The 15,107-nt window shown below is 54.3% G+C and carries 15 protein-coding genes and 1 tRNA gene; 14 read left to right on the forward strand and 2 right to left on the reverse strand.

Annotated features, from left to right (window positions below; genetic code table 11):
• Positions 1-4 precede the first annotated feature (4 nt).
• A complete protein-coding gene (cobS, locus tag BLW59_RS00195; RefSeq protein WP_074695227.1) occupies positions 5-748 on the forward strand; it encodes an adenosylcobinamide-GDP ribazoletransferase in 744 nt (247 codons plus the stop codon).
• A 43-nt stretch (positions 749-791) separates the two neighbouring features.
• Here cobS and BLW59_RS00200 read toward each other — a convergent pair.
• Positions 792-868: transfer RNA gene (locus tag BLW59_RS00200), tRNA-Pro, on the reverse strand.
• 137 nt (positions 869-1,005) lie between these two features.
• Here BLW59_RS00200 and BLW59_RS00205 point away from each other — a divergent pair.
• From BLW59_RS00205 to ribF, 10 genes are all read left to right on the forward strand, one after another.
• Complete coding sequence (locus tag BLW59_RS00205) at positions 1,006-1,386, forward strand: universal stress protein (protein WP_029543872.1); 381 nt, start codon at positions 1,006-1,008, stop codon at positions 1,384-1,386.
• A 221-nt stretch (positions 1,387-1,607) separates the two neighbouring features.
• Positions 1,608-2,069 (forward strand): ribosome maturation factor RimP, encoded by a 462-nt coding sequence (gene rimP / locus BLW59_RS00210; protein WP_029543874.1) that lies wholly within the window; start codon positions 1,608-1,610, stop codon positions 2,067-2,069.
• A 45-nt stretch (positions 2,070-2,114) separates the two neighbouring features.
• The gene (nusA, locus tag BLW59_RS00215) at positions 2,115-3,257 is read left to right on the forward strand and encodes a transcription termination factor NusA (RefSeq protein ID WP_029543876.1); all 1,143 of its coding nucleotides are present in this window, start codon (positions 2,115-2,117) and stop codon (positions 3,255-3,257) included.
• A gap of 3 nt (positions 3,258-3,260) precedes the next feature.
• Positions 3,261-3,554: an RNase P modulator RnpM gene (gene rnpM / locus BLW59_RS00220; protein WP_074695229.1), complete on the forward strand. Its 294-nt coding sequence runs from the start codon at positions 3,261-3,263 to the stop codon at positions 3,552-3,554.
• A gap of 1 nt (position 3,555) precedes the next feature.
• Positions 3,556-3,873: a L7Ae/L30e/S12e/Gadd45 family ribosomal protein gene (locus BLW59_RS00225; protein ID WP_029543880.1), complete on the forward strand. Its 318-nt coding sequence runs from the start codon at positions 3,556-3,558 to the stop codon at positions 3,871-3,873.
• Between the two features lie 22 nt (positions 3,874-3,895).
• A complete protein-coding gene (gene infB, locus BLW59_RS00230; protein WP_074695231.1) occupies positions 3,896-6,403 on the forward strand; it encodes a translation initiation factor IF-2 in 2,508 nt (835 codons plus the stop codon).
• A gap of 82 nt (positions 6,404-6,485) precedes the next feature.
• On the forward strand, positions 6,486-6,869 hold the full coding sequence (gene rbfA / locus BLW59_RS00235; protein WP_029543884.1) for a 30S ribosome-binding factor RbfA: 384 nt from the start codon (positions 6,486-6,488) through the stop codon (positions 6,867-6,869).
• Positions 6,866-7,855: a DHH family phosphoesterase gene (locus BLW59_RS00240; RefSeq protein ID WP_074695233.1), complete on the forward strand. Its 990-nt coding sequence runs from the start codon at positions 6,866-6,868 to the stop codon at positions 7,853-7,855. The genes rbfA and BLW59_RS00240 overlap by 4 nt, the downstream gene beginning before the upstream one ends.
• Positions 7,855-8,736 carry a tRNA pseudouridine(55) synthase TruB gene (gene truB / locus BLW59_RS00245; RefSeq protein WP_074695235.1) on the forward strand — a complete coding sequence of 294 codons (882 nt, stop codon included), beginning with the start codon at positions 7,855-7,857 and terminating at the stop codon, positions 8,734-8,736. Before BLW59_RS00240 ends, truB begins: the two co-directional genes overlap by 1 nt.
• A 21-nt stretch (positions 8,737-8,757) precedes the next feature.
• Positions 8,758-9,696, forward strand: coding sequence for a riboflavin biosynthesis protein RibF (ribF, locus tag BLW59_RS00250; protein WP_029543890.1), 939 nt, complete (start codon positions 8,758-8,760; stop codon positions 9,694-9,696).
• Between the two features lie 64 nt (positions 9,697-9,760).
• Here ribF and BLW59_RS00255 read toward each other — a convergent pair whose 3' ends face one another.
• Entirely contained in the window at positions 9,761-11,881 is a 2,121-nt protein-coding gene (locus BLW59_RS00255; protein WP_074695236.1) for a Crp/Fnr family transcriptional regulator, read from the reverse strand.
• A gap of 251 nt (positions 11,882-12,132) precedes the next feature.
• Between BLW59_RS00255 and BLW59_RS00260 the strand changes: the two genes are divergently transcribed.
• From BLW59_RS00260 to def, 3 genes are all read left to right on the forward strand, one after another.
• Positions 12,133-13,080 (forward strand): ribose-phosphate diphosphokinase, encoded by a 948-nt coding sequence (locus BLW59_RS00260; protein WP_029543894.1) that lies wholly within the window; start codon positions 12,133-12,135, stop codon positions 13,078-13,080.
• 135 nt (positions 13,081-13,215) lie between these two features.
• Complete coding sequence (pepT, locus tag BLW59_RS00265) at positions 13,216-14,466, forward strand: peptidase T (protein ID WP_074695238.1); 1,251 nt, start codon at positions 13,216-13,218, stop codon at positions 14,464-14,466.
• 177 nt (positions 14,467-14,643) lie between these two features.
• Positions 14,644-15,105 (forward strand): peptide deformylase, encoded by a 462-nt coding sequence (gene def / locus BLW59_RS00270; RefSeq protein ID WP_029543896.1) that lies wholly within the window; start codon positions 14,644-14,646, stop codon positions 15,103-15,105.
• Positions 15,106-15,107: the final 2 nt, after the last annotated feature.

The raw sequence follows: 15,107 nt of genomic DNA on the forward strand, positions 1-15,107 counted from the left end.
CTAATTGCGCTTATTTTTTGTTGCCTTGCAATTTCTCACCAGAATCCATATTGTGAAACAAGACAGCTGGACGGCGGAGGATTTTGGTCATTCCACCAGATTTTTCCCTTTGGTGGGGCTGGTGCAGGGCGTCATCTACCTGCTCTTTGCCTGGCTGCTGCTGCCTGTTTTGGGACAGTCTGCTGTCTTTGCTTCCCTGATGCTCATTCTGACCATCATCATCACCGGGGGGCTTCACTATGATGGCTTCATGGATACCATGGACGGCCTGCTTTCCGCCCGCAGCCGGGAGCGCATGCTGGAAATAATGAAGGACAGCCGGGTGGGCTCCTACGGCGCTCTGGCAGCTATCTGCCTCATCCTGCTGCAGTGGTCCCTGCTGAGGGAGATAGACGAATCTCTTATCTTTCTGGCTGTCTATACCATGCCCCTGATAGGCCGCATGGGCATGGTGCTGGTAATCGCCGCCTTCCCTTATGCCCGTCCCCAGGGGCTGGGCAAGGCATTTGCCGATATAGCGGACATGGGTACCTTGCTGGTAGCAGGTGTCACCACCCTGGCAGCCCTCATTCCTTTGGGCCAGGCGGCAATGGCAGCTCTGGCAGCAGGCCTGGCGGCAGCTTATCTCTTCGGCCACTATGCAAGCTCCAAGCTGGGAGGGGTAACAGGAGACGTCTATGGTGCGGCAGAATTGCTGACGGAAGCGACAGTGCTGGCCAGTATTTTGGCAATTGGCAAATTTGCATAGTAAAAGACCCGGCTTCCTAAAAGAAGCCGGGTTGAATTTCTTATGGTCGGGATGACAGGATTTGAACCTGCGGCCCCTTCGTCCCGAACGAAGTGCGCTACCAAACTGCGCTACATCCCGTTAGCTAGTGTAAGTATTATATCACAAGCAAAGAGATTTTGCAAAGTGCAAGAAAATATTAGCGGGAAAAAGGAATTTTCGTGCCTCTTAACGAAATACACATCATAATACAAATGCAAGCGTGAGGAGGTTTTATCATGGGCAAGATAAATAAGATATTAGTGCCGGTGGACGGTTCCGTAAACGGCTGCAAGGCGGTTGATGAGGCCATCTTCTTTGCGGAAAAATGCAAGGCGGATCTTGATTTCGTATATGTGGCCAGCAATATCAACAAGGATATTCCCAGCCATATCGTCTTTGACCGCATTTGGGAGAAGATTCCTGCTGACCTGCGTGCGGCCAAGCATGTGGAAACCGGCAGCATCCACAAGGCTATCTTGAGAGTGGCAGAACAGGAGAAGAGTGACATGATCATCATGGGCAGCCGCGGTTTGGGGCTTTTCAAAGGGGCCCTCATTGGCAGCGTCAGCCAGAAGGTAGTGGAAGAGTCCACTATACCTGTAATGGTCATCAAGTAAACCTATAAATTTTGTGAATTTGTAGGTTTACAAGCTCTTTGGCACATGATATACTTAAGAAGTTGATTATGTACTTGAGTGTATTTTTAATCGTGAGTGCTTTGACTGACAGGTTTGACGTCATTTGAATTTAAGCGTTTTGGAAAGAGTGGGCTTAGGCTCACTCTTTCATGTTTATGTAAAGAACTTTCTTCAGGCAGCTCACAGATGGAGGTGGAAAGATGGCCCGCAAAGAAAATATCGAACAGCAGGTGGAAGAAATCGTCCTGGAACTGCTGGAGGGACAGAGCGAAATCGAGATGGTGGACGTGGAGTACGTGAAGGAACGTGACTGGTACCTGCGCGTCTTCATCGACAAGGAAGGCGGCATCGAGATAGATGACTGCCAGGCCCTCAGCGAGAAGCTGGAAGAGCGGCTGGATGCAGAAGACTTCATCACAGACAGCTACATATTGGAAGTGAGCTCCCCGGGCATTGACCGGGTACTCAGGAAGCAGCGTGATTTCCAGCGTGAGCAGGGCAAGAAGGTGGACGTAACCCTTTATGCTCCCCTGGAGGGCTCCAAGGAGAAGGATCTCACAGGAGTGCTCACCGGCTTTGATGAAGAGAGCATCACTCTGGACGAGGAACTGAAGCTGCCTTTGGAAAAGACAGCCCAGATTCGTCTGCATATAGATTTTTGACAGGTAATATAGGGCATAGCCCTTTGATTTAGGAGGAAAGTTATTTTGGCAAGAAGAGCTACTAAAGCTAAGGCGAAGGACAGCGGGCAGGAATTTCTCACTACCCTTCGTGAGTTGGGCGCAGAGCGCGGCATTGATGAGAATGTGCTTTTTGAGGCTATTGAGGCAGCCCTGATTTCTGCTTACAAGCGGAATTTCGCCTCTGCCCAGAACGTGCGCGTGACCCTCTCCCGTGAGACGGGCCACTACCATGTGTACGCCATCAAGACTGTAGTGGACGAGACTGAGGACGAAATCACGGAGATTTCCCTGGCTCAGGCCCGCACCATCCGCCCCGAGTACGAGGTGGGTGACGTTATCGAAATCGAGGTCACCCCTGCCAACTTCGGCCGCATTGCTGCCCAGACTGCCAAGCAGGTGGTGGTGCAGCGCATCCGCGAGGCTGAGCGCGGCATCATTTACGACGAGTTCCAGAGCCGTGAGAGCGACATCATGAGCGGCCTGGTGCAGCGTGTGGAGAATGGCAATGTGTTCATTGACCTGGGCAAGACTGAGGCTGTGCTCACTCCTGCCGAGCAGATTCCCGGCGAGAGCTACGAGCATGGTGACCGCATCAAGGCTTTCGTGGTGGAAGTCAAGAAGACCAACAAGGGGCCCCAGATCGTGGTTTCCCGCACTCATCCCGGCCTTTTGAAGCGCCTCTTTGAACTGGAGGTTCCCGAGATTCAGGATGGCATCGTGGAAATCAAGTCCGTGGCCCGGGAGCCTGGCCATCGCTCTAAGATTGCTGTGTACTCCAGCGATGAGGCAGTGGATCCCGTAGGTTCCTGCGTAGGCTATCGCGGCATGCGCGTACAGGCTGTGGTGGACGAGCTGGGTGATGAGAAAATCGACATCGTGAAATGGAACGAAGATCCCGCCAAGCTCATTGCCAACGCTCTGAGCCCTGCCAAGGTGGTTTCCGTGGCAGTGAACGAAGAGGAGAAGGTTTCCCGGGTGATCGTGCCCGATTATCAGCTTTCTCTCGCCATTGGCAAGGAAGGGCAGAATGCCCGCCTGGCTGCCAAGCTCACCGGCTGGAAAATCGACATCAAGAGCGAGAGCCAGGCCGTGGGTGAAGTACTGGACGAGAATATGAGCGAGGTCCAGGTGGAAGGCGAGGAGTCCTTTACCGCAGAGGTTGAATAAGCCATGAAGACCAAGAAACTTCCTGAAAGATTCTGTTTGGGCTGCCAGCAGAGCCTGCCCAAGAAGGCCCTGGTGCGCATCGTCAGAAGCCCTGAGGGCGAATTCGCCGTGGATGTCACCGGCAAGATGCCTGGGCGCGGGGCTTATATCTGCCCCAAGGCTGACTGCCTGGCCAAGGCCCAGAAGTCCCGGGGGCTGGAGCGTTCCTTCAAGGGCAAGGTGCCCCAGGAGGTATACGAAAAACTGGCAGAGCAGGTTGCCTCTCTTGAGGCTGATGCTGCGGAGGCACAGTCCTGATATGGCAGCTACCAGAGAACAGAGAATCGTGAATCTTCTTAGCATGGCCCAGCGGGCCCGCAGGATTGTTTCCGGCGCCTTTGCCGTGGAACAGTCCCTGAAGGCTCACAAGGCAGTCCTCCTGATTCTGGCGGAGGATACGGCAGAAGAATCCAGGAAAAAGTTTTTAGAGTTAGCCGATAAATACAAGGTTCCCTATATTGAGGTCCTGGACCGCGATATGCTGGGCTCATGCCTGGGCAAGGAGTATCGCGCCATGGCGGCCTTGACAGACGCCGGTTTCGCGGCGCAGCTCAAAAAGCTGATGGAGGAACCATGAGAAAATAAACGGGGGTGGATCAATGTCAAAACGCAGAGTTTTTGAATTGGCCAAGGAATTCAATACAGATAGCAAGGTCGTGCTTGATATCCTCAAGCGCCATAACTATAAAGTCAACAACAACTTCAGCGGCGTAGGCGAGGCCGAGTACGAGGTGGTGAAGCAGGAACTGCAGAAGTCCGGCAAAGCCGCAGCTCAGGCACCGAAGAAGCCTGAAAAGGACTATAGCAGCCAGGATGGGCGTGTGAAGACGGAAAAGCATGACCAGCCCAAGGAGAAAGCCGCAGCAGAGAAGGCCCAGAAGCCTGCACAGGAAAAGGAAGAGCGCCAGATGCATCGAGAGCAGCAGCCCGTTCATAGTGAACGCAAAAAAGAAGAGCCGAAGAAGGAAAACCACTCTGAGCACCGTGACCATAACGACCGCAATGACCGCAATGAGAGAAGCGAGCGCAGTGGAGACCGTCAGGGCGGTGGCCGTGACCACAAGAATGATGGCAAGGGCGGCAACAGCAATGGCCGTGATGGGCGCAAAGGCAGCGGGCGCAGCGAGAAGAACGAGCGCGGCGGCCGCAAGGGCGACAAGAATGACCGCAATGGCAATAACGGTTTCAACAACAATGACCGCCGGGGTGGTCGCAAGAACAAGGGCAACAAGCGCGGCGGAGCTCCCCAGCCTGCACCGAAGGCACAGATTGCCCGTCCTACCCATATCAAGGTAGGGGAGAGCATTGCTGTCAAGGATCTGGCTTCCAAGATGAGCTACACGGCAGCCGAGGTCATCAAGAAGCTCTTCATGATGGGCGTCATGGCTACCATCAACCAGGAAATCGACTACGATACGGCAGCTTTGGTGGCAGCCGAGTTCGGCGTGGCCTGCGAAGAGCTGCCTCCTGAGGTAGATCCGACCCTCATTCCCGAGATTGAGGACGATCCCAAGTCTCTGAAGCTCCGTCCTCCTGTGGTGACGGTCATGGGCCATGTTGACCACGGCAAGACCTCCCTGCTGGATGCCATCCGCAATACTTCTGTGTCCACCCATGAGGCTGGCGGCATCACCCAGCACATCGGTGCTTATCAGGTCATGTGCCAGGGCAAGAAGATTGTCTTCCTGGATACCCCGGGTCATGAGGCCTTCACGGCTATGCGTGCCCGTGGTGCCCAGATCACGGATATCGCTATCCTGGTGGTGGCGGCAGACGACGGCGTCATGCCCCAGACTGTAGAGGCTATCAACCATGCCAAGTCTGCTGATGTGCCCGTCATTGTGGCCATCAACAAGATCGACAAGCCCGGTGCCAACCCGGACCGCGTGAAGCAGGAGCTCATGGAGCACGGCCTGGTGCCTGAGGAATATGGCGGAGACACCATCATGGTGCCTGTTTCTGCCAAGAAGCGCATGGGTCTTGACAACCTGCTGGAAATGGTCCTGCTGGTGGCTGAGGTCAAGGAGCTCAAGGCCAACCCGAACCGCGATGCCCGCGGTGTCATTGTCGAGGCCAAGCTGGACAAGGGCCGCGGTCCTGTGGCTACCGTGCTGGTGCAGAACGGTACCCTGCGCATCGGTGATTCCATCGTTTGCGGCACCACCTACGGTAAGGTCCGCGCCATGGTCAACGACCGTGGCGACAACGTGAAGAAGGCCGGCCCCTCTGTGCCGGTGGAGATCCTGGGCCTCAACGATGTTCCCTCTGCTGGTGATATCCTCGCCGTGCTGGAGGAGAAGCAGGCACGTTCCATTGCTGAGGCACGTGTGGAGCGCCAGCGCACCAAGCTTATCAAGGCCAAGAAGGTCTCCCTTGACGACCTCTTCCAGCAGATCCAGGAAGGCGAGATCAAGGATCTGAACATCGTGGTCAAGGCTGATGTGCAGGGCTCCGTGGAGGCTCTCAACAGCTCTCTGCTGTCCCTCAACAAGAACGACGAAGTGCGCGTGGCTATCGTCCATTCCGGCGTTGGCGCCGTCAACGAAAGCGATGTCATGCTGGCATCTGCTTCCAACGCACTCATCATCGCCTTCAACGTGCGTCCCGATGCCAATGCCCGCAAGATGGCGGACAATGAGAACATCGATATCCGCACTTACCGCGTCATTTACGACGCCCTGAACGATGTGAAGGACGCCATGAGCGGCATGCTGAAGCCCAAGTATAAGGAGGTCATCCAGGGCCGCGTGGAAATCCGCAAGGTCATGAAGTTCTCCAAGGCACTGGTGGCAGGTTCCTACGTGCTGGACGGCAAGATCTTCAACAACTCCAAGATCCGCATCATCCGCGACAACATCGAGATCTTTGACGGCGAGATTGATTCCCTGCGCCGCTTCAAGGACGAGGTGAAGGAAGTGGCCGCAGGCTACGAGTGCGGTATCTCCATCGTGGACTTCCGCGACTTCCAGGAAGGCGACATCATCGAAGCCTACACCATGGAGGAGATTGCTACTTCCATTACCGAGGCCAACAAGGCCGCTGCCAAGCGCCGTGAGGAGCAGGCGAAAGCCGCTGAAGCTGCCAAGGCAGAAAACGAAAATAAATAAGCTGTAAATATTTGACAGGAAACGCAGGCTGGCGTATAGCCAGGCCCTGTCGTTTCCTGTTTCTTTATGAGGAGGTGTTTCCATGAGCCAGCTGCGAGTGGAAAAAGTACAGGAACTGATGAAACAGGAGATTAGCTCCATTATCCTGCGGGAGCTCAAAGACCCCCGCATTGGCTTTGTGACGGTGACTTCCGTGGAGTGCACGGGAGATTTGAGGGAGGCAAAGGTCTACGTGAGCCTCATGGGCAGCGAGCAGCAGGTCAAGGACTGCTGGCAGGGCCTCCAGTCTTCCCTGGGCTTCATCCGCCGGGAAATCGGCAAGCGCATACGATTGCGCTTCACCCCGGAAATCAGCTTTGTGGTGGACAAGTCCCTGGACTACAGTGCCCATATCCAGGAACTGCTGCTGAAGATCCAGGCAGAGGAAGGGCCCAAAGACGAGGAAGCAAAGGGTGAGGAAGCATGAGGCTGACTCTGGAAGAAACGTTGGCCATCCTGCAGGAAAGCGGGAAGGTAATCATCACTTCCCATGTGAATCCCGATGGTGATGCATTGGGTTCCTGTCTGGCCCTGGCCCATTATCTGAAAGACCGGGGGAAAGACGTTTCCGTTCTCATTGACGATGAAGTGCCCAAGGGCTTCCTGGTGCTGCCGGGAGCAGAAAAAATCGCTGCTCCCGGGGAAGATGAACGCTATCAGGCAGACCTTCTGGTAGTGCTTGATGCTTCCCTTGACCGCATTGGCAAGGTGGGGGAGGCTGTTTCCGCCCCCGTTGTCAACATCGACCATCACCCTACCAATGATGGCAAGGCAGAAAGGCTTTACCTTGACGGGGAAAGGGCCGCTACAGCAGAAATCATATACCAGCTGTTGGAGCTGGCAGGGGGAGAATTTGACAAGGACATAGCCATGGCTCTTTACACCGGCCTGGCTACAGACACAGGTTTTTTCCGGTTCTCCAATACCAATCCCCTCACCATGAGGGCGGCAGCCCGCATGCTGGAAGCAGGGGCGGAGCCCCATGTGATTTCCGAGTCGCTGGAGCAGCGCCCTTACTCCCATGTTAAAGGACTGGCAGATGCCCTGCAGCACATCGAAGTCTGGCATGGTGGCAGGGCTGCCGGGGCTTTTTTGAGCTATGAGACCATGGAGGGCATCGAAGCCACGGACGGTCTGATTGAGATGCTTCGCGTGATTGAGGGCGTGGAAATAGCCGTGGTCATGAAGTACAAGGAAGAGAGCAAGGCCCGGGTAAGCATGCGCTCCAAGGGGGTAGATGTCAGTGCCGTGGCCCTGCAGTTCGGTGGCGGCGGCCATGTCAAGGCGGCAGGCTGTGGCATAGAGAAGCCCTTTGATGAGGCCAAAGCCATGCTGCAGGAAGCCATTGATGCTGCTTTAGCGTCTACAGACCCGACACCCAGTGAAGCTGAAGCAACCGGGGAGGAAAAGTGATGGCAGTTTCGGGTTTTATCAATCTGCTCAAGCCTCCCGGCATGAGTTCCCACGATGTGGTGGGATTTGTGCGAAAGGTCTTGAAAGAGAAGCGGGTGGGACATGCAGGAACCCTGGACCCTGCGGCAGCAGGGGTACTGCCCATAGCCGTTGGGCAGGCAGCCCGGCTCATCGAGTATCTGGAAATCACGGACAAGGCCTATCGGGCAGAAATCCGCCTGGGCATCTCCACGGACAGCGGTGACGATACGGGGGAAGTGCTGGAAGAGCAGGATTTTGTTATGCCAGAAGCTGCTGCCATAGAAGCAGCTCTGGCGAAATTCCGCGGCCCCATCAAGCAGGTCCCTCCCGCCCATTCTGCCATCAAGATTGATGGCCAAAAAGCCTGCGACCTTATCCGGCAGGGGAAAGAGGTGGATATTCCAGCCCGGGACATAGTTATCCACAGGCTGGAGCTGCTGTCTCTCTGGAAAGGCGGCTTCCGCATTGATGTGGAGTGCTCCAAGGGCACCTATATCCGCAGCCTGTGCATGGATATTGGCAGCGCCTTGGGGATTCCCGCCCTGATGTCCTTCCTGGTGCGCCAGCGGGTGGGGAGCTTTCAGCTAGAAGAGGCCCTGACTTTGGAAGAGCTGGAAGCCAAAGGCGAAGAGGCAGTACTTGACCCTGAGCCTTTCCTCCATCATTTGCCCCGCTATGACCTGCGACAGGACAGGATGAAAGCTTTCCTGAACGGTCTTTCCACCACAGACAGGTTCTATCAGGGGGAGGCAGGTCCCCTGCGGGTCTACGCCGGGGACATTTTCCTGGGCATTGGGGGATACAATGGAAAAGACCAGAGCATCAGGCCCCATAAGGTCGTGCATACGGCGAGAAATTAAGCAGGGAGAGGGAACAATCCCATGGAAATCTACAATAAACTGGCAGACTTGAAAAGCAAATATCCCAAACTGGTGGTGGCCCTGGGCATGTTCGACGGGGTGCACACCGGTCATCAGAGCATTATCCAGCGGGCTGTGGAACTGGCACAGAAAATAGGGGGCAAGTCCCTGGTCTTTACCTTCAGCAATCACCCGCTGTCGGTGCTGGCGCCAGACAGGATGCCTCCCCAGATTGGCAATAATTTCCTGCGGCAGGCCAGGCTGGAGGCCCTGGGGGTGGATGTGCTGATGAATATTCCCTTTACCAGGGCTTTCTCCCAGGTGAGCCCCGAGGATTTCCTGCTGCTTCTGCAGGCCCACTTTGCCCCCCGCTATGTGGTGACGGGAGCCAACTATACCTTTGGCGAGCGGGGCAGGGGAACCCAAAGGCTGCTCTTGCGGGCAGGAAAGGACTATGGCTTTGAGGCAGAAATCTGCCCCACAGTGCTGCAGGATGGCAAACCTGTCAGCAGCACCCGCATCCGGGAGTTTATCCAGTCAGGAGACCTGGCTTCGGCCAATACCTTCCTGGGCTATCCCTTGACCATGATTGAGCGGGTGCAGCATGGTGACAAGCGCGGCCGTTTGCTGGGCTTTCCCACAGCCAATCTGGCCATAGGAGCAAATCGCGCTGTCTTGCCCAAGGGTGTCTATGCGGCTCTGGCCATGTATGAGGGCAAGTCCTATGCAGCGCTGGCCAATATAGGCAACAATCCCACCTTTGAAGGGGAGAGGGCTGTGCGCATAGAGGTCAATCTTCAGGATTTCAACAGGAATATCTACGATCAGATGCTAACGGTGCAATTCCTGCAGCTTCTGCGGCCCGAGAAGAAATTCTCCTCTGTGGAGCAGCTGATAAAGCAGATGCACAGAGACCGGGAAGCGGCAAAGAGTGTCTGGCTGAAGCATAAGAGCAATTGAAGAGAGCATACAAATAAGGCACCTCAGCAAAGGTGCCTTATTTGTGTGCGGGAAGTCAGAGACATCAAAGTTTCAGGAACTCGGTTTGCATACACACTTCCTCTGGCAGCTTGTCAGTCATAGTGAGTATCTTTCTGGTGAAGAGATCCAGGGTGCGTTTCCTCTCGCCGTGCAGGACAGTCCAACGCTCAATAAGGGGCTTGTACTGGGGATTGATGTTCAGGTTGTCCCTGTACTGTTTGGAGAGCGTGCAGTACTTGAAGAGGATTTCTCTGGCTACCTTGTTGAGCCTGGGCAGGCCTTCGGATTCGTTTTTGATATAGAGTTCGTACTCGGCGGAGAAGACATTGCGATAGTTGTTGCCGTTGCGTTTGAGGGCGGCTTTTACTTTTTCCTTCATGTCAGCAGAAAGGCTGGAGTTCTTTTTGTAGAACTGCAGATAGTTGCAGTACTCTGCTGTCAGGGATGGTTCGGAGATGTCGCTGTAGTGGACACCTTGGATGCGCTTGCACATTTCCCAACGGAACTGGGCGCACATCTTCACCATGGTGTCATCCAAATCTTCAGAATGAAGGATGGAAACAACCATATGGGAAGGGGTAGTTCTCTTTCTGCCCTCTATTTCCTGCCACATGACGCCCCTGCTGCCGAAGTTGGGCATGAGGACAATGTAAGGCAGGACTTCCAAGTCGTATTCGAAGCGGTTGATTTTCAGTTCCGGGTAGGTAGCGAAGGTGGGGCGGTAGAAGCAGCTGTAGTCAATGGAGCGCACCCGGTCAAGGGCCTTGGTGACTCTTTCAGTGGAGGCCAGGCAGTTTTCCAGTGGACGGGTTACGGCTTCGGCATAGAAGGCAGGGATAAAGGAGAAAATGCTGCCGTAGGCCATTTTGTTGGCACTGGTCATCATGTTGTTCAGTTCGAAGCTGGCCATAGCCTTGCGGTCGTTCAGCAGTTCATCTGCCTGTGCCTGCTTCATGGTACACTGGCGAACTTCTTCCTTCAGATGGTCGGGCCAGTCATTTTCGAACTCGTCCTTGGAGGGAGGAACCTCGCCACAGTAAATCTTTTTGAGCCAGTCATAGGCAGGCAGCACGCGGCCGTTGGGGTCATCTTCCCAAAGCAGGGAATATTTATACAGCAGGGCGGTGTTGTCTGCCCCGGCCAGTTCTTCGTCCACAAAGCCAAAGAGGAAGAACATCTTCACTTCGGCAGGCAGGTCGCTGGTTTCCAGGCTCTTGAAAAAGGCGGCTTCGTAAATCTTGTAGAAGGCCTGGGTGATGCCAATTCTCAGGCGCCGCATCTCGTCTGACTTCTCCGTCTTGTCCGGACATTTCATGAATTTCTTGATGTCCCTGGTGAAGGCGTCGCCGGTTTCCCTGTCGATGCCGGCATAAGCCAAAATAGTATTCAGGGCATTCTTTATCTGGGGCAGGTTGCCGCTGCCTGCTTCCATAGCTTCCCGCCGCTTGGCTTCGTCCACTTTGGCTTTCTGGCTGTGATATTCCGTGAGAAAATCATGGGTAGCTTCTGTGGCCTGGTGAATGAAATCGTCCATCTGGTCTATCTGAGGTTGTATGGCCTGGGCAAGGCTTGAGGCCAGCATGATAGTGCCGATGCAGAAATTTATGTCAGCGGAGTAACATTCCTTGCGCAAAAGCTCGTCTTTTTCCAGGCAGGTACGGCAAAGGGAAGCCTGCCAGCTTGTGAGGATTTCCGGTCTTTCGGGAGGTTCCAGGGAGGTGACAGCCTCATATTGGTTGGGCATCAGCATGAGCTTGGAGCAAACATCCCGGTAGTCTGTGTAGTTGGCCTTCATGTCGAGACACAGGTTCCGGCCTTTTTCATAGAGGGTTTCCAGGGTATCCAGCAGCTTGTTCAGCTTTTTGATGCTGGCTGAAACCATGACGGGAGCGATAGTGGGGGTGGCTTTGATGGCGGCGGCCAAATCTTCCTCTCCATTGTATTCATACTCAAAGAGGGTGCTGTCCTCTGCTGCCACATAATCATAATCATAGACACTGCCGCTTTCATGGAAAGCGCCCAAAATGGTGCCGTTGCCCACAGTAAGGGCAAGTTCATCGCTATGGCGGATGGTAAAGCTGCCCCTGAGTATGATGGCCACGCTTTCAACAGTGTCACCCTTGTGATGCAGTATCTGCCCCTTGGAAATATCTCTCTTGCCCATAATGCATAGGCCCTCCTTTTGTTTGACTGCATGCTGTTTTGCTGTATATGTTTTATTATGAGTCTGAATAAAATATATATTCTATAACTTCTGCATCAAGGCAAAAATTCCTTCATTTTGGAAAAAAGACAAGGGGGATATATATTGTGATTTTTCCTTTACAGGCCACGCAAATAGTCATATACTAGAATAAATGGTCGCTGAGACCGAGGCAGATAACTTTATATGATGATTTGGAGGATTTTTAAAAAATGGCTTTAGACACTGGAAACTTATGCATCCTGACCGGCAACGCAAACCCGGACCTGGCCAAGAAGATTGCTGACCATATTGGCGTGAATCTTTGCGATGCATATGTCGGTCATTTCAACAATGGTGAGACCCAGGTAATGATCAGCGAGAGCATCCGTGGCAAGGATATCTTCATCATCCAGCCTACGTCCTATCCCGTCAATGACAACCTCATGGAGCTTCTCATCATGGCAGATGCCTGCAAGCGCGCCTCTGCTCATAGCGTGACGGCTGTGGTGCCTTACTACGCTTACGCTCGTCAGGACCGCAAGACCCGTGGCCGTGAGCCCATCTCTGCCAAGCTGGTGGCCAACCTCATGACCACTGCCGGCGTGACCCGTGTCGTGACCGTTGATCTCCATGCAGGTCAGATTCAGGGCTTCTTTGATATCCCCGTGGATCATCTGGCTGCGGCTCCCGTCATCGCCAACTATTTCCGTTCCCAGAAGCTGGACGATGTAGTGGTGGTTTCCCCTGATCTGGGTGGTGTAACCCGTGCCCGCATCCTGGCCGACCATCTTCAGGCTCCCATCGCCATCATCGAGAAGCGCCGTCCGAAGCCGGGTTGCGCTGAGGTCATGAACCTCATCGGCGATGTGGCTGGCAAGACTGCAGTTATCATTGACGACATCGTGGATACTGCAGGTTCCCTCTGCGAGGGTGCCAAGGCCCTTGAGAAGCGCGGTGCCAAGCGCATCTTTGCTTCCTGCTCCCACGCTATCCTCAGCGACCCTGCTGTGCAGCGCATCAACGAGTCTCCCATTGAGAAGCTGGTTATCACGGATACCATTCCTCTGCCGCCGGAGAAGCAGTCTGACAAGATTGTCACCCTCTCCATGGCTGCTTCCATCGGTGATGTCATCATGCGCATCCAGAGCCACCGCAGCGTGAGCCAGCTGTTCCGCTGAGAAAACAATGTTTTTTCAACCTCGGCCTCAGGGCCGGGGTTTTTTGTGTCCGGCTGTTTTCTGCCCCTAGCAAAAGTACGTCGATAGTGTTACAATAATATATTGTCATTTGATAAAAATATTGAGGTGTTCACCATGGAAATTAGTATGGATGTATTAGTCAAACGGTTCAAGGATTATGTTAGCTTCGACAGCCAGTCAAGCGAGGAAAATGACCAGGTCTGCCCCAGCACGCCGGGACAGATGGTGCTGGCCAAGCATCTGGCTGAGGAGCTCAAGGCTCTTGGCCTTGAGGAGGTCACCCTTGACAACCATGGCTATATCATGGCTACTCTGCCGGCCAGTGGCTGTGAGGGCGCTCCCGTGGTGGGTTTTATCGCTCATATGGATACCAGCCCTGATGCCTCCGGGGCAGATATCAAGCCCCAGGTGGTGGAAAATTACGATGGGGGAGATATTGTCCTCAATAAAGAACAGGATATCAGGCTTTCACCCAAGGATTTCCCCAGCCTGCTGAAATACAAGGGACAGCCCATCATGACTACTGATGGCACCACCCTGTTGGGGGCTGATGACAAGGCGGGAGTGACGGCTATTGTCAGTGCCGTTGAATATCTGTTGCAGCACCCGGAAATCAAGCACGGCAAGATCCGCCTGTGCTTTACCCCCGATGAGGAGACGGGCCGCAGTGCTGACCGTTTTGACGTCAAGGCCTTTGGGGCAGACTTTGCTTACACTGTTGATGGTGATGAGCTGGGCAGCCTGGAGTATGAGAATTTCAATGCCGCCAACGCTGCTATTACCTTCAAGGGTCGCAGCGTCCACACGGGAGATGCCAAGGGCAAGATGATCAATGCCAATACCGTGGCCTGCGAATGGCAGCAGATGCTGCCTGCCGGAGAACGTCCCGAATATACCGAGGGCTATGAGGGATTCTATCATGTCCACAAGGTCAGTGGCGATGTGGAGAAGGTCACCATGATGATGCTGATCCGCGACCATGACAAGGCGAAGTTTGCCCGACGCAAGTTATATCTTGAGGAATTAGCCGCCCTGCTGAACAAGAAATATGGCGAGGGCACGGTGACGGTGGACTGCAAGGATATGTACCTCAACATGCGTGAGAAGATGGAAGAAGCCATGTATGTGGTGGAATTGGCGGAAAAAGCTATGGAGAGTGCGGGGGTGAAGCCGGTGGTGAAGCCCATACGCGGCGGCACGGATGGCGCAAGGCTTTCCTTTATGGGCCTGCCCTGCCCGAACCTCTTCACTGGCGGCACCAACTTCCACGGCAGGTTTGAATACCTGCCCCTGCTGTCCCTGCAGAAGGCAGCAGAAACTGTGCTGGCCATCATGACGGAGGCTGGCAAGCTAAGGAAACACTGATTAATTCAGCCGCCCATCTTGACGCATCTTGTTTGTCGTCCCTGCGTTGACAAATCCTCGACATAGCACCGCTATGCCTCCGGTTTGTCGCCTTGGGAAGAACAAACAATCTACGCCAATCTGAACGACTTCATTTAATCAGTGTTTCCCTAAAGAAAGATTGACAAGGAGTAATGTATGGCAACATTGGAAATAAGAAAAGCTGGAGATCCGGTACTGAAGCAGCACTGCGAACCCGTGGAGAAGATTGACAAGAATCTGAAGCAGATCCTTGATGCCATGGCAGATGCCATGTACCAGAATGACGGGGTGGGGCTGGCAGCGCCTCAGATAGGGCTGCCTCTCAGAATGGTAGTCATTGACTGCCAGGATGACCACGGCCTCATTGAGCTGATCAATCCTGTCATCACCTACCAGGAAGGCTCCATGACCGGTTCGGAGGGCTGCCTTTCCGTGCCTGGCATCTACGGCGAAGTGGAGCGCTATGCCAAGGTGAAGGTGGAGTTTTTGAACCGCCGGGGCAAGAAGCAGCATATCACTGCTACGGGACTTTTGGCGCGCTGCATCCAGCATGAGCTGGACCATCTGGAAGGACAGCTCTTTATCGATATTGCCACCAGTATTCGCAAAGGGGAATGACA

It is taken from the genome of Selenomonas sp. KH1T6, assembly GCF_900108415.1.
Lineage (GTDB): Bacteria > Bacillota > Negativicutes > Selenomonadales > Selenomonadaceae > Selenomonas_B > Selenomonas_B ruminantium_A.